The organism is Streptomyces sp. NPDC053755 (assembly GCF_040677675.1).
Lineage (GTDB): Bacteria > Actinomycetota > Actinomycetes > Streptomycetales > Streptomycetaceae > Streptomyces.
Genome location: NZ_JBFASK010000006.1, coordinates 156,703 through 170,686, shown reverse-complemented (window position 1 = coordinate 170,686; position 13,984 = coordinate 156,703). Strand labels below are relative to the sequence as shown.

Genomic DNA, 13,984 nt, shown 5'->3' with positions numbered 1-13,984 from the left:
TGCGCGGTCATGCGGTGCTGCCCCCGTCGTCTTCCATGATCTCTCCTGTTGCCGTGTTCACGGCGGGTGCGGCCGGGGCCGCCTGGGCGAGGGCCACCGCCACGGCCTCGGCCGTCTTGCGGCCCATGCCGGGGACCTCGCAGATCTGCTCGATTGTCGCCTGTCGGAGCCGCTTCACCGAACCGAAATGCTTGATCAACGCCTGCTTGCGCGTGTCTCCGAGACCGGGGACGGCGTCCAGGGGGCTCGTCCTGATGCGCTTGTTCCGCTTCGAGCGCTGGTAGCGGATGGCGAAGTCGTGAGCCGTGTCACGTACCCGCTGAAGGAGGTACAGGCCCTCGCTGGAGCGGGGCAGCACGACCGGGTCGTCATCGCCGGGCAGCCAGACCTCCTCGAGGCGCTTGGCGAGGCCGCAGACGGCGATGTCGTCGATGCCCAGCTCGTCGAGGGCCCGCCGGGCGGCGGCCACCTGCGGCTGCCCGCCGTCGACCACGACGAGCTGCGGGGGGTACGCGAAGCGCTTGGGCCGCCCGTCGTCGGCGGGCACCTCCCCGGAACGGGACGGGCCGCCGGCCGGGGCCGCGCCGCCGTCCCCGGCCGCGAAGGCGCCCGGGGCGCGGGAGCCGGGGATGCCCGGGGTGCCGGGTGCGCCGGCGGACGCTCCGCCGGGTACCGCGCCGTCGACGGCGGCGGCCGCGGCCTCCGCCGCCTCGGTGTCGTCGACGCCTTCGGGCGCCCACTCCCCCGTCCTCTCCTTCTCGGCGAGGTAGCGCTTGAAGCGGCGGCTGATCACCTCGTGCATGGAGCGGACGTCGTCCTGGCCCTCGAAGCCCTTGATCTGGAAGCGGCGGTACTCGCTCTTGCGGGGCAGGCCGTCTTCGAAGACGACCATGGAGGCCACGACGTCGTCACCCTGGAGGTGCGAGATGTCGAAGCACTCGATCCGCAGCGGGGCCGAATCCAGGTCCAGTGCCTCGGCGATCTCCTCCAGGGCGCGGGAGCGCGTGGTCAGGTCGCTGGCGCGCTTGGTCTTGTGCAGCACGAGGGCCTGCTGGGCGTTGCGCGCGACCGTCTCCATCAGGTCCTTCTTGTCCCCGCGCTGCGGGACGCGCAGGGAGACGGCCGAGCCTCGGCGCTCGGAGAGCCACTGGCCGACGGCTTCCAGGTCCTCGGGGAGGGCCGGGACGAGGACCTCCTTGGGGACGGCGTCGCCGCGCTCCTCGCCGTACAACTGCTGGATCGCGTGCTCGACGAGACCGGCCGTGGCGACGGCCTCGACCTTGTCCGTGACCCAGCCGCGCTGGCCGCGGACCCGTCCGCCGCGGACGTGGAAGATCTGGACGGCGGCCTCCAGCTCGTCCTCCGCGAGCGCGATCAGGTCGGCGTCGGTGGCGTCGGCCAGGACGACGGCGTTCTTCTCCATGGCCCGGCGCAGGGCCCCTATGTCGTCGCGGAGGCGGGCCGCCCTCTCGTACTCCATCTCCTCGGCCGCCGCCGCCATCTGCTTCTCCAGGCGGCGGATGTAGGTGCCGGTGCGGCCGGCCATGAAGTCGCTGAACTCCTCGGCCAGGTCCCGGTGTTCCTCCGGGGTGACCCGGCCCACGCAGGGGGCGGAGCACTTGCCGATGTAGCCGAGGAGGCAGGGGCGCCCGGCGGAGGCGGCGTTGCGGAAGACACCGGCCGAGCACGTGCGGACGGGGAAGACGCGGAGCATCAGGTCGACGGTCTCGCGGATGGCCCACGCGTGCGCGTACGGCCCGAAGTAGCGCACGCCCTTCTTCTTGTGGCCGCGCATGACCTGGACGCGGGGGAACTCCTCGTCGAGCGTGACCGCGAGGTACGGATAGCTCTTGTCGTCCCGGTACTTCACGTTGAACCGCGGGTCGTACTCCTTGATCCAGGAGTACTCCAGCTGGAGCGCCTCGACCTCGGTCGAGACGACGGTCCACTCGACGGAGGCGGCCGTGGTGACCATCGTGGCCGTGCGCGGGTGCAGGCTCGCCAGCGGCTGGAAGTAGTTCGCCAGCCGCTGTCGCAGGGACTTGGCCTTGCCGACGTAGATCACCCGGTGGTGCTCGTCGCGGAATTTGTAGACCCCGGGCGAGTCGGGGATCTGTCCCGGCCTGGGGCGGTAGCTGGAGGGGTCGGCCATGGTCCCCACCCTACTGGCGGGAACCGACAGTCCGGGTGTCCCTCCCGTGACGTCCGGGTGCCCCGCCGGGCCGTCGCGGGGAGGCGGCCGGCCCGGCGGGGCGGTGGCGTCAGGACGCGTGTCCCGGAGCGCCGGGTGCCCTCCGGCGACGCCGGGCCGCCGCCGACAGGAAGCCCAGCGCGAGGACGGCGCCCGCGCCCGCCGTGGCGGAGAGGACGGGAGCCGGCGGTCCCTCGCTCTCGGGGCCGCCGGGGCCGCGGAGCGTGCCGGAGGCGAGCGGGGCATCAGGGGCGACAGGGCCCGCGGCGGTGCCGGGGACGGCGTCCCCGCCCGAGGCTCCGTAGCCGCCCGCGGCGCCCTTGCGGGCGTAGCCGGAGCCGGGCAGCTTGTCGCCGTACGCGGCGGCGACCCGCTGCCGGTACGCGGCCAGGCTCGTCCCCGCCGCGCCGATGGCGCGCACGGCGTCCTCGTCCAGCGGGATCACCGTCGCACCCCGGTGGACGTACCACGCGTCGATCTGCGGCTCGCGGAAGACCGTCCCGCCCGGCAGCGCCCGGGCTCCCCGCGCGGCGTAGCGGATCTCGTCGTCTCCGGTGGCGATGTTCACCACCTGCCAGCCGCCCGGGCGTCGCACGGTCCACAGGGAGGCCGTCCGTCCGTCCGAGGCGACGGCCTTGCTCGCGTGGAACTCGACCCGGGCCACCGGCGCGCCCGCCTTCCCCGCGACGAACTCCGGTGAGAGGACCCGTACCGGGACGGCGGCGCCCTCGATGCGGGGGCGTGTCTCGGAGCGGGCGAGGGCGCCGTCGCGGGCGAAGAACCGGGAGAGCGTGTCGAGGGTGGCGGGCGCCGAGGCCGCCGTCTCCGGGGTGACCGCCGTCGGCGGGACGTCGGAGGCGGCGGCGGGGACCGCGACGAGAGCGACGAGGGCGGCGGCGGCGAGCAGACCGGCGCCGGCGGCACGTACGTGGGTCATGGTCGTCACGCCCCTATCCGGTAGAGCGAGTGGGTCCAGGAGAAGGAGCCGTTGTCGACGTACCAGGCGTGCGATGCCCAGTTGTAGCGGTCGCTGGAGGGCCAGGGGTCGCCCCAGTAGACCCAGCTGTTCGCGTCGTCGTAGCCGTACACCACGTGCATGTGGCCGCCGCCGCTCGACCACTGGATCCGCGTCTCGACCGGGCGGCCTGCGTTGATCTCGGTCTGCACGGTCGGGTAGCGCAGCCAGCCGGTGACGTACGAGCCGGGGTTGACGCCCGCCCAGCGCAGTCCGGTCTGGACGTTGCCGAGGGTGGCCTGGTTGTTGGGGCAGTCGTAGCCCTGCTGCCGGTCGAAGGCGGCGTTGCAGAACTGGTTCTGGGTGTACGAGCGGCCGAACCAGGTGGCGATGGTGTTGCCGCCGGCGGCCCAGCACCAGTTCGTCTTCTGCTGCGCCTGCATGGTGATGTTCAGCCGTCGGGAAGCGAGAGCCGCGGGGCCGTCGGCCTCGGGCCCGGCGGAGGCGGAGGCCGTCGTGGTGGCGGTGGTCGTCGTGGCGGCGGTGGCGGTGGTGGTGCCGGCGGGGATGAGGAAGAGGGCGGCGGCGAGTGCCGCGAAGGACAGCATTCTTTGCATCGCGTTCCTCCCGGGGCGGGAAGTGTGGGGATGTGGGGGTGTGGGGGGTGGAGGAGCGCGTCCGGACGCTGGTGAGGAGCATCGAGCGTTGTCGGGAGCCGGTCAACGCGCTTCAATGCGGGGTGACGGCGGCCTGTGAACGGTGCGACCCGGGTGTGAACAGGTGCCCATGTGCCACCTGCGGTCCCGTCATCGGCGGCACGGCGGCCCGCCGTCCCGGCGTGAACGTTCACTGAGGAGTCCCCATGGGGCACACCGAGGCCGATCTGGTGCAGTTGCTGCACACCGGACCGTTCCACCTGGCGCTGCGCACGGCGCTCGCGGTGCGCGGGCTGCCGCTCCAGCGCGTCCAGCACCATCTCGCCCACCGGGGGATCAAGGTCGGGGTGACCAGTCTCAGTTACTGGCAGCAGGGCGCCCGCAGGCCGCAGCGGCCGGAGTCGATGAAGGCGGTCCGCGCCCTCGAGGAGGTGCTCCAGCTGCCGGGCGACTCGCTCATCCGCCTGCTGACGGGAGACGCGGCGGCGCGCGGTGCCGTGGACCGGCCGGCGGCCCGTTCGTACCGCTCACTGGTGGAGGCGTCGGGCGCCGTCGAGGAGCTGCTCGCCGGACTCGAGTCGCCGGTGGACGGCGGCCTGCACACCGTCGGTCACCAGGAGCGGGTCCGCATCGGGGCGGAGCGGCAGTTGCTGGGACGCGCGTCGCAGCACGTGGTGCGGGCGCACCGGGACGGCGTCGACCGCTATCTGGCCATCCATCACGGGGATCCGGGCTGTGACCCCTCGCGGGTGGAGGTGCGCGCCGTGGAGAACTGCAGGGCGGGGCGGGTCCGGTGGCACCGCGAGGCGGGGGTGCTGGTCGCCGAGCTGCTGTTCGACACGCGGCTGCGGGCCGGGGACACCTACCTCTTCGGGTACGGCTTCGAGGACGGGACGGCGGGGCCGAGCGGGGAGTACGTCCGGGGGTTCTCGTTCGCGGGCGGGCAGTACGTGCTCCAGGTCGGGTTCGACGAGGCGGCGCTGCCCGTGCGCTGCCGGCGCTTCACCCAGGCGTCGGCCGGCGCACCGCGCGGTGGGCGCTCGCCGCTCACGCTGAGCGGGCGCCATCGCACCGTGCACCTGGTGGAGCAGGGGGTACGGCCGGGGATCCTCGGCATCGACTGGGACTGGGTGTGAGGGGCACGCGCCGGCGGGCACAGGGCCCCGGCGAGGCCGTCCCGGTCGCCCGGGCTCAGGCCTCCGGGCCCGCGACGAGCTTGCCGTTCTCGACCCGGACGGGGACCGCGGGGAGCGGGACGGTCGCCGGGCCCTGGAGCGCCTTGCCGGTGGTGACGTCGAAGCGGCTGCCGTGGCAGGGGCAGTTGCCCTCGTTGTCCTCGATCTTGTCCAGGACGCAGCCGGCGTGGGTGCACTGGGCGCTGAACGCCTTGTACCGGCCCTCGGCCGGGCAGCTCACCAGCACCCGCTGCTCGCGGTAGAGCTTCGCCCCGCCGACGGGCACCTCGTCCGGGGCGCCCAGGACGACCGGCGCGGTCGGGGTCGGGACCTCGGCGTGGCCGAGCTTGGACTCGGTGGAGCAGGCGGTGACCCCCAGCCCGGCGGCGCCGGCCAGGGCGGCGCCCTTCAGTACGGTGCGGCGGGCGGACTGGCCGGGCATGAGCGCTCCACGGTCGGATCGGGGCAGGACGTGACCGAACCGACGATACCGGCGTGCCTCCGGGGGGCCTCGCGGGGGCCAGGGGCCGAAGGCGGGCGGCGGTCCGCCCGGACCTCGCTGCCGCGCGGCCGGGGGCTGTGCCGTCCGCGGGGCATGGGTTACGTTCACGGCGTGATCGTCGTCGCCGGTGAATCCCTGATCGACCTGGTCCCGGACGGGGCCGCCGCCACCCCGCCATCGCCGCTGGCGCCCCTGGTACCGAGGCCCGGCGGCGGCCCGTACAACACCGCCGTGGCGCTGGGCCGGCTCGGCGCGGACGTGGCCTTCTGCTCACGGGTCTCCACGGACGCCTTCGGCGAGGCCCTGATGGACGGGCTGCGGACGGCGGGGGTCTCGGACGCGCTCGTCCAGCGGGGGCCCGAGCCGACGACCCTGGCGGTCGCCACGCTGGGCGCGGACGGCTCCGCCCGCTACGGCTTCTACGTCGAGGGCACGGCCGACCGGCTCTTCGCCCTCCCCGACCGCCTTCCGGAGGGCGTGCGCGCCGTCGCGTTCGGCACCTGTTCGCTGGCTCTGGAGCCGGGTGCGAGCGCGTACGAGGCGCTGCTGCGGCGCGAGTCGCGCCGCGGGGCTCTCACGCTCCTCGACCCGAACATCCGGCCCGGGCTCATCCCGGACAGGGCGGCCTACCGCGAGCGCTTCGCGGGCTGGCTGCCGTACGTCCGCCTGCTGAAGCTCTCCGAGGAGGACGCGTCCTGGCTGGGCGGCACCCCGGCCGAGTGGCTCGCGCGGGGTCCGTCGGCCGTGGTCCTCACCCGCGGCGGGGAGGGGATGACGGTCTTCACTCCGTCGTTCGAGGTGTCGGTGCCGGCGGTCCGGACGGGTGTCGTGGACACGATCGGTGCGGGCGACACGGTGAACGCGGCGCTCCTGCACGGCCTGGCCGGCCGGCAGGTCGCCTCGCTGGACGCCGTCGGATGGAGCGGCCTTCTGGCGTACGCGGCGAGGGCGGCGGCCCTGACCTGCACGCGCGCCGGAGCGGAGCCTCCGTACGCGTACGAACTCGGCTGAGGCCGTGACGCGGGGGAAACCCGCGTCACGGCCCCAGCGCCCCCGCCGCTCCACACGTCCGCTCGTCACGGCCCGTCGTGCAGGCCGCCACTGGTCACGGCCCGTCGCCGGCGCCGCACGTCACGACCTCGGGCTCACGCCTTGCGGGCGCGGCTCGCCGTCTTCTTGGCGGCGGCCTTCTTCGCCGGTGCGGCCGTCTTCCTGGCGGGCGCCTTGGCCGTGGACTTCTTCGCGGCCGTCTTCCTCCCGGACCCGCTCCGGGCCGCCGGAACGGTCGCGTCACTGATCCGGTCCGCGCCGAGGATCTCGCGGAGGAACTTGCCGGTGTGGCTCGCGGGAACCGACGCGACCTCCTCCGGCGTGCCCTCGGCGACGACCAGACCGCCGCCGCTGCCGCCCTCGGGGCCCATGTCGACGACCCAGTCCGCGGTCTTGATGACATCGAGGTTGTGCTCGATGACGATCACGGAGTTGCCCTTGTCGACGAGACCCGAGAGGACCTTGATCAGCTTCGAGATGTCCTCGAAGTGCAGACCGGTCGTCGGCTCGTCCAGGACGTAGACCGTGCGGCCGGTCGAGCGCTTCTGGAGCTCGGAGGCGAGCTTGACGCGCTGGGCCTCACCACCGGAGAGCGTCGGCGCCGACTGTCCGAGGCGGACGTAGCCGAGGCCCACCTCGTTGAGCGTGCGCAGGTGGCGGGCGATCGTCGGGACGGCCTCGAAGAAGTCCAGCGCCTCCTCGATCGGCATGTCCAGGACCTCGGCGATGGACTTGCCCTTGTAGTGGACCTCCAGGGTCTCCCGGTTGTACCGGGCGCCGTGGCAGACCTCGCACGGGACGTAGACGTCCGGGAGGAAGTTCATCTCGATCTTGATCGTGCCGTCGCCGGAGCAGTTCTCGCAGCGGCCGCCCTTGACGTTGAAGGAGAACCTGCCGGGCAGATAGCCGCGGACCTTGGCCTCCATCGTCTCGGCGAAGAGCCTGCGGACGTGGTCGAAGACGCCGGTGTAGGTCGCCGGGTTGGACCGCGGGGTGCGGCCGATCGGCGACTGGTCGACGTGGACCACCTTGTCGACCAGGTCGTCCCCGTCGACGCGGGTGTGGCGCCCGGGGACCGACTTGGCGCCGTTCAGCTCGCGCGCCAGGTGGGTGTAGAGGATGTCGTTGACCAGGGTCGACTTGCCGGATCCGGAGACGCCGGTGACGGCCGTGAGGACGCCCAGGGGGAAGGAGACGTCGATGTCCTGGAGGTTGTTCTCGCGGGCGCCGTGCACGGTGAGCCGGCGCGAGGGGTCCACGGGGCGGCGGATGTCCGGCGTCCCGATGGCCCTGCGGCCCGAGAGGTACTGCCCGGTCATCGACTCCTCGTTGGCGAGCAGCTCGGCGAGGGGTCCCGAGTGCACGACCTTGCCGCCGTGCTCGCCGGCACCCGGGCCGATGTCGACGACCCAGTCGGCGACCTTGATCGTGTCCTCGTCGTGCTCGACCACGATGAGCGTGTTGCCCATGTCCCGCAGCCGGACCAGGGTCTCGATGAGCCGGTGGTTGTCGCGCTGGTGCAGTCCGATCGACGGCTCGTCGAGGACGTACAGCACGCCGACCAGGCCCGAGCCGATCTGGGTGGCGAGCCGGATGCGCTGGGCCTCGCCACCGGAGAGCGTGCCGGCCGCGCGGTTGAGGGAGAGGTAGTCCAGGCCGACGTCGACCAGGAAGCGCAGCCGTTCGTTGACCTCCTTCAGGACCCGCTCGGCGATCTTCTTGTCGCGGGCGTTGAGCGTGAGGCGGCCCAGGAAGTCGGCGCAGTCGCTGATCGACATCGCGGAGACCTCGGCGATGGACCGGTCCATGACCGTCACCGCGAGGACGATCGGCTTGAGTCGGGTGCCCTCACAGGTGGGGCAGGGAACCTCGCGCATGTAGCCCTCGAAGCGCTCCCGGCTGGAGTCGCTCTCGGCCTCGCTGTGCCGCCGCTTGACGAAGGAGACGGCGCCCTCGAAGGCGGGGGTGGTGTACGCCCGCTCCCGTCCGTACCGGTTGCGGTAGCGGACCTCGACCTGGGTCTTGTGGCCGTGCATCAGGGCCTTCTTGGCCCGCTGCGGGAGACCGGCGTACGGGATGTCCGTCCGGAAGCCGAGCGCCTGGGAGAGGCCGCCGATCAGCCGGCCGAAGTACTCCTTGGTGTGGCCGTGGGACCAGGGATGGATGGCTCCCTCGTCGAGGGACTTGTCCGGGTCCGGGACGATCAGCTCGGGGTCGACCTCCATGCGGGTGCCGATGCCGGTGCAGTCGGGGCAGGCGCCGAAGGGCGAGTTGAAGGAGAAGGAGCGCGGCTCCAGCTCCTCGAAGGACAGGTCGTCGTACGGGCAGTAGAGGTGCTCCGAGAACATCCGCTCGCGCTCGGGGTCGTCCTCGGGGAGGTCGACGAAGTCGAGCACGACCATGCCGCCGGAGAGTCCGAGCGCCGTCTCGACGGAGTCGGTGAGCCGCCGCTTGGCGCCGTCCTTGACGGTGAGGCGGTCGACGACGACCTCGATCGTGTGCTTCTCCTGTTTCTTCAGCGTCGGCGGCTCGCTCAGCTGCACGGTCACGCCGTCGACCCGCGCCCGGCTGTAGCCCTTGGTCTGGAGGTCGGCGAAGAGGTCGACGAACTCTCCCTTGCGCTCCCGGACGAGGGGCGAGAGGACCTGGAAGCGGCTGCCCTCGGGCAGCTCGAGGACCCGGTCGACGATGGCCTGCGGCGACTGCCGCGAGATCGGCCGGCGGCACTCGGGACAGTGCGGCTTGCCGATGCGCGCGAAGAGGAGCCGGAGGTAGTCGTAGACCTCGGTGATGGTGCCGACCGTGGAGCGCGGGTTGCGCGAGGTCGACTTCTGGTCGATGGAGACGGCGGGCGAGAGACCCTCGATGAAGTCGACGTCCGGCTTGTCCATCTGGCCGAGGAACTGCCGGGCGTACGACGAGAGGGACTCGACGTACCGGCGCTGGCCCTCGGCGAAGATCGTGTCGAACGCGAGGGAGGACTTGCCCGACCCGGAGAGCCCGGTGAAGACGATGAGGGAGTCACGCGGGAGGTCGAGCGAGACGTTCTTGAGGTTGTGCTCGCGAGCGCCACGAACGATGAGACGGTCGGCCACGCCGGTCCGCACCTTTCTTGAGAGAGCGGAGGCACAGGAAGGAAGGGTCACAGGATGTCCGATGTGCCTGAATGTGCCTGCATACCCAACAACCAAGGATGCCGGATGCTTCCACCGAGCCTATAGCACGCACATTCGATTTCCGGCCGCGCTCCGACCGCTTCACCCGAACGAGTGGCGGCGCTAGGGTCGGCGCCATGATCGACCACACACGTGACCTGGCCTCTGTACGCCAGGCGACCGACCGACTCCTCACCGCGGCCGCCTCATGGGACAACGCGGCGGTGGCCCAGCCGTCACGGCTTCCCGGCTGGAGCCGTGGCCACGTCCTCGCCCACCTCGCCCGCAACGCCGACGCGCTGGTGAACGTTCTCCGGGGCCGGCCCATGTACGTGTCCGCCGAGGCCCGCGACGCCGACATCGCGCGCGACGCCGGCCGTCCCCTCGCCGACCAGCTCGCCGACGTCCGCGCGAGCGCCGAGCGCTTCGACGCGGTGGGGAACGAGCCCGCCGACTGGGACCGGACCGTGGAGCTCCGTAACGGCGTCACCGACAGCGCCGCGCGGATCCCCTTCCGCCGCTGGGTGGAGGTCGCCCTGCACCACGTCGACCTCGGGGTCGGCTACGAGCTGGAGGACCTGCCGGAGGAGTTCGTCCAGCGGGAGATCGACTTCCTCACGGAGCGGTTCGCGGGCCACGGCGACGTGCCGGCGACCACCGTCCGGGACGAGGGCGGCCGGGAGTGGTCCACCGGCGGCGGCGCCCAGGGCGGACCGGTGACCGTGTCGGGGCCCGCTCCCGAACTGCTCGGCTGGCTCGCCGGACGCCGGGACGGCTCGGCACTGAAGGCCGAGGGCGGACCGCTGCCGCAACTGCCCCCCTTGTGACCCCCGCCGTCGGTGCCCGGCGATAGGCTGCACCCATGACGTACAGCGGAGCGGTGAAGGTCGGCGGCCCGGCGGACGTGCACGAGCTGACGGACCTGATGATCTCCAAGGTCGCCGTCGGCCCCATGGACAACAACGCCTATCTGCTGCGCTGCCGGGCCACCGGCGAGCAGCTGCTGATCGACGCGGCCAACGACGCCGCGACGCTGCTGACGCTGATCGGTGACGACGGCATCGCCTCCGTCGTCACCACCCACCAGCACGGAGACCACTGGCAGGCCCTGGCCGCCGTGGTCGCCGCGACCGGCGCCCGGACGTACGCCGGGGCGTACGACGCCGACGGCATCCCCGTCCCCACCGACGTGCGGGTCGAGGACGGGGACTCGATCCGGGTCGGGCGGGTCGAGCTGACCGCCCGGCACCTCGTCGGGCACACCCCCGGCTCGATCGCCCTCGTCTACGACGACCCGCACGGCCATCCGCACGTCTTCACCGGTGACTGCCTCTTCCCCGGCGGTGTGGGCAACACCTGGAAGGACCCGGAGGCCTTCGCCAGCCTCTTCCACGACGTGCGGACCAAGCTCTTCGACGCGCTGCCCGACGAGACCTGGGTCTACCCCGGCCACGGCAGGGACACCACGCTCGGCGACGAGCGGCCGCATCTCGAGGTGTGGCGCGAGCGCGGCTGGTAGCGGCCGCCCCGGGGCCGCGAGGACGGCGCACGGCCTCCTGCCACGCGCTTCCGCGCGCCCCCGTAACCCACTCGGGCGCCGGGTAGTTGGCGCGGCATGCACGACAGTCACTCCCCGCGTCCGCCCTCCGCACCCTCCATGGCGCGGCTCGCCGCCGCGTCCCTCGTCGGCACGGCCATCGAGTTCTTCGACTTCTTCGTCTACGGAACGGCCGCCGCGCTCGTCCTCGGACCGCTCTTCTTCCCGACGTTCTCCCCTCTCGCCGGGACCCTGGCCGCCTTCGGCACCTTCGCCGTGGGTTTCGTCGCCCGGCCGCTGGGCTCCGCGATCTTCGGCCACATCGGCGACCGCTACGGGCGGCGCCCGGTCATGTTCGCCTCCCTGGTGCTGACCGGCTGCGCCACGGTCGCCGTCGGCTGCGTCCCCACGTACGCGACCCTCGGCATCACCGCCCCCCTCCTCCTGCTCGTCCTGCGCTTCCTGCAGGGGCTCGGCCTGGGCGGCGAATGGGGCGGAGCGGTGCTGCTGACCGCCGAGCACGCGCCGGAGCGGCGGCGGGCGCTGTGGGCCAGCTTTCCCCAGATCGGTCCCCCGGTGGGCTTCCTGCTGGCCAACGGCGTGATGCTGGCCCTCTCCGCCGGGCTGACCGACGCGCAGTTCCGCGAGTGGGGCTGGCGGGTGCCGTTCTGGGCGGCCGGGCTGCTCGCGGCGGGCGGTCTCCTGCTGCGCTCCTCGCTGGCCGAGACCCCCCAGTTCGAGGAGCTGAGCGCGGCGGGGAGGCGGGCGACCGCTCCCCTGGCGGAGGTGGCGCGTGACCACTGGCGCCTGGTGCTCCTGACCGCGGGCGCGCTCGCCGTCGGGTACGCCGTGTTCTACACGGTGTCCACCTGGGCCCTCGCCTACGGCACCGAGCGCCTGGGGATCGACCGCACGGTGATGCTGGTCTGTGTCATGGGGGCGGTGGCGATCAGCGGCGTGGTGACGCCGTTCGTGGCCGTCCTCGGCGACCGCCACGGCCGGCGGCCCCTGTGCCTGCTGGGGTGCGCGGCCTCGGCGGTCTGGATGTTCCCGATGGTGGCCCTGCTGCACACCGCCCGGCCGGTGCTGATGTTCCTCGGCTTCACCGGTGCGCTGCTGGCGTTCATCACCATGTTCGCGGTGATCGCCGCGTACCTCCCGGAACTGTACGAGCCGAGGGTGCGGTGCACGGGCGCCGCGGTCGGCTACAACCTCGCCGGCGTCCTCGGCGGGGCGCTGACACCGATCGTGGCCACGGCCGTCTCGACCGGTCCGGGCGCGCCGTGGGGCGTGGCGGCCTATCTGACGGTGGTGGCGCTGGTGAGCCTGGGCTGTTTCGCCCTGCTGCCCGAGACGCTGCCGGCCGGGCGTGAGGAGGCTCCGAGGAAGGTGCCGGTCTAGGGAGCGGCCCGGGAGGCGTCGGTGTCCGCCCGCAGGCGGGGCTGCGGCGTCCGGTGCCCGCGTACAGCGCGTCGCAGCCCGGGCGAGACATCCCGGACACGGCCGAGGAGTGTCCGGCGGGAGGGTTCCGGAGCACCTGCACGCCGGGGACCGGTCGGGCCCGGGCCAGGACGCGCCGCGGCCGGCGGGGGCGGTGGTGTGCCGCCCGCGCCGGCCGCGGTGCTGTCTCCTGCTGCCGCCCGGTCCTGCCGGGCTCGTCGAGCCCTGCCCCGGGGAGGGTCAGGCCTCGACGCTGTCCTTCTCGGCCTCGCCGGCCTCGGCCGCCTCGGCCGCCTCGCGCTGGGCCTGCTTCTTGGATGCGATCAGGCTGGTGATCGTGGTGATGATCAGGACGCCACAGATGACCGCGAGCGAGAACGGGATGGAGATCTCGGGGACGTGCACCCCGGATTCGTGCAGTGCGTGCAGCACCAGCTTCACGCCGATGAAGCCGAGGATCACCGACAGGCCGTAACTGAGGTGAACCAGCTTCTTCAGCAGGCCGCCGATCAGGAAGTACAGCTGCCGCAGGCCCATCAGGGCGAAGGCGTTGGCGGTGAAGACGATGTACGGGTCCTGGGTCAGGCCGAAGATCGCGGGGATCGAGTCGAGGGCGAAGAGGATGTCGGTGGTGCCGATGGCCAGCATGACGATCATCAGCGGGGTCAGCACCCGCTTGCCGTTGACCCGGATGAAGAGCTTCGTGCCGTGGTACTTGTCCGCGACGCCGAACCTCTTCTCGACGGACTTGAGGAGACGGTTCTCCTCCCACTCGTCCTCGTCCTCGTCGGCGCGTGCCTCCTGGATGAGCTTCCAGGCGGTGTAGATCAGGAACGCGCCGAAGATGTAGAAGACCCAGGAGAAGCTGGCGATGATCGTGGCGCCGGCGGCGATGAAGATCGCGCGGAGCACCAGGGCGATCAGCACGCCCACGAGCAGCACGCGCTGCTGGAGGTGGGAGGGCACCGCGAACTTCGCCATGATCAGCACGAAGACGAAGAGGTTGTCGACGCTGAGCGACTTCTCGGTGATGAAGCCCGCGAAGAACTCGCCCGCGGCCTGGCTGTTGCCGAAGACCAGCAGGCCGAGCCCGAAGAGCACGGCCAGGATGATCCAGACGATGGTCCAGATTCCGGCTTCCTTGACCGACACGTCATGGGGCTTGCGCCCGATGAGGAAGTCGATCCCGATCAGTGCGGTGAGACCGAGAATGGTCAGCACCCAAAGAGTCATCGAAACGTCCACTGCGCCTCCGGCGTCGTACGGCTACTGATCAGCGTCGTCGCTGCCGGAGGTCTCTTCCACCCGGGCCGTGCGGGACGG

General features: G+C 72.3%; 11 protein-coding genes. 5 read left to right on the top strand and 6 right to left on the bottom strand.

The features are described 5' to 3' along the window. Positions 1 to 7: 7 nt before the first annotated feature. The 3 genes from uvrC to AB0K65_RS09560 all read right to left on the bottom strand — a co-directional run bounded on the left by uvrC (position 8) and on the right by AB0K65_RS09560 (position 3,763). The gene (uvrC, locus tag AB0K65_RS09570) at positions 8 to 2,152 is read right to left on the bottom strand and encodes an excinuclease ABC subunit UvrC (RefSeq protein WP_365715204.1); all 2,145 of its coding nucleotides are present in this window, start codon (positions 2,150 to 2,152) and stop codon (positions 8 to 10) included. 109 nt (positions 2,153 to 2,261) lie between these two features. Further along, positions 2,262 to 3,128 (bottom strand): hypothetical protein, encoded by an 867-nt coding sequence (locus AB0K65_RS09565; RefSeq protein ID WP_365715202.1) that lies wholly within the window; start codon positions 3,126 to 3,128, stop codon positions 2,262 to 2,264. A 5-nt stretch (positions 3,129 to 3,133) separates the two neighbouring features. Then, on the bottom strand, positions 3,134 to 3,763 hold the full coding sequence (locus AB0K65_RS09560) for a papain-like cysteine protease family protein (protein WP_365715201.1): 630 nt from the start codon (positions 3,761 to 3,763) through the stop codon (positions 3,134 to 3,136). Between the two features lie 245 nt (positions 3,764 to 4,008). Here AB0K65_RS09560 and AB0K65_RS09555 point away from each other — a divergent pair, with 245 nt between their 5' ends. Beyond that, positions 4,009 to 4,938 carry a hypothetical protein gene (locus tag AB0K65_RS09555; RefSeq protein WP_365715200.1) on the top strand — a complete coding sequence of 310 codons (930 nt, stop codon included), beginning with the start codon at positions 4,009 to 4,011 and terminating at the stop codon, positions 4,936 to 4,938. A gap of 55 nt (positions 4,939 to 4,993) precedes the next feature. On the opposite strand, the gene AB0K65_RS09550 is transcribed toward AB0K65_RS09555, so the two are convergent. Continuing rightward, positions 4,994 to 5,419 (bottom strand): Rieske (2Fe-2S) protein, encoded by a 426-nt coding sequence (locus tag AB0K65_RS09550; RefSeq protein WP_365715199.1) that lies wholly within the window; start codon positions 5,417 to 5,419, stop codon positions 4,994 to 4,996. A 171-nt stretch (positions 5,420 to 5,590) separates the two neighbouring features. Between AB0K65_RS09550 and AB0K65_RS09545 the strand changes: the two genes are divergently transcribed. Further along, a complete protein-coding gene (locus AB0K65_RS09545) occupies positions 5,591 to 6,490 on the top strand; it encodes a carbohydrate kinase (protein WP_365715252.1) in 900 nt (299 codons plus the stop codon). A 134-nt stretch (positions 6,491 to 6,624) separates the two neighbouring features. Here the strand turns inward: AB0K65_RS09545 and uvrA are convergent, their stop codons facing one another. Beyond that, a complete protein-coding gene (uvrA, locus tag AB0K65_RS09540; RefSeq protein WP_365715198.1) occupies positions 6,625 to 9,624 on the bottom strand; it encodes an excinuclease ABC subunit UvrA in 3,000 nt (999 codons plus the stop codon). A gap of 197 nt (positions 9,625 to 9,821) precedes the next feature. Here uvrA and AB0K65_RS09535 point away from each other — a divergent pair, with 197 nt between their 5' ends. The 3 genes from AB0K65_RS09535 (at position 9,822) to AB0K65_RS09525 (ending at position 12,622) form a co-directional block, all read left to right on the top strand. Continuing rightward, complete coding sequence (locus tag AB0K65_RS09535; protein ID WP_365715197.1) at positions 9,822 to 10,511, top strand: maleylpyruvate isomerase family mycothiol-dependent enzyme; 690 nt, start codon at positions 9,822 to 9,824, stop codon at positions 10,509 to 10,511. A gap of 35 nt (positions 10,512 to 10,546) precedes the next feature. After that, a complete protein-coding gene (locus tag AB0K65_RS09530; protein WP_365715196.1) occupies positions 10,547 to 11,203 on the top strand; it encodes an MBL fold metallo-hydrolase in 657 nt (218 codons plus the stop codon). Between the two features lie 138 nt (positions 11,204 to 11,341). Next, positions 11,342 to 12,622: an MFS transporter gene (locus tag AB0K65_RS09525; protein ID WP_365715251.1), complete on the top strand. Its 1,281-nt coding sequence runs from the start codon at positions 11,342 to 11,344 to the stop codon at positions 12,620 to 12,622. 279 nt (positions 12,623 to 12,901) lie between these two features. Here the strand turns inward: AB0K65_RS09525 and AB0K65_RS09520 are convergent, their stop codons facing one another. Next, positions 12,902 to 13,906, bottom strand: a complete 1,005-nt coding sequence (locus tag AB0K65_RS09520; protein ID WP_365715195.1) for a TerC family protein — start codon at positions 13,904 to 13,906, stop codon at positions 12,902 to 12,904. Positions 13,907 to 13,984 lie beyond the last annotated feature (78 nt).